Here is a 522-nt window from a genome sequence, read left to right as displayed (position 1 = left end):
GAGGGCTTGAGCACGAAGGTGTTACCGCAGGCGATGGCCATGGGATACATCCACAGCGGCACCATCGCGGGGAAGTTGAACGGCGTGATGCCGGCCACCACGCCCAGGGGCTGGTGCTCGCTCCAGGAGTCGATGCCCGGCCCGGTATTCTTGCTGTGCTCCCCCTTGAGCAGTTCCGGCGCGCCGCAGGCGTACTCGACATTCTCGATACCGCGGGCCAGCTCCCCCTGGGCGTCGTGGGAAATCTTGCCATGCTCTTCGCCGATCAGGCGAACGATCTCCTCGGCATGCTCCTCCAGCAGCTGCTTGAAGCGGAACATGACTCGAGCCCGTTTGGCCGGAGGCGTGTTGCGCCAGGCCGGGAAGGCCGCCTGGGCCGCGGCGATGGCCTCCTCGACGGTCGCCTTGCTGGCCAGGCTGACCTGGCCCTTCACCTCACCGGTGGAGGGGTTGTAAAGATCCTGGCTGCGCCCTTGGCGATCGACGCGAGCGCCGTTGATCAGGTGGCCGAGTGCTGTCATG

1 protein-coding gene is annotated in these 522 nt (G+C 66.3%); it reads right to left on the bottom strand.

Annotated features, from left to right (window positions below; all coding sequences use genetic code 11):
- Positions 1-521, bottom strand: a 521-nt coding sequence (locus tag GRB80_RS16215) for an aldehyde dehydrogenase family protein (protein ID WP_161424449.1), incomplete at its 3' end; no start/stop codon positions are given.
- Position 522: the final 1 nt, after the last annotated feature.

Origin of the sequence: Halomonas icarae (genome assembly GCF_009901955.1) — a bacterium.
Classification (GTDB): Bacteria; Pseudomonadota; Gammaproteobacteria; order Pseudomonadales; family Halomonadaceae; genus Halomonas; species Halomonas icarae.
Note: the sequence above shows the minus strand (reverse complement) of the source record. Positions and strands in the feature narration are given on the sequence as shown.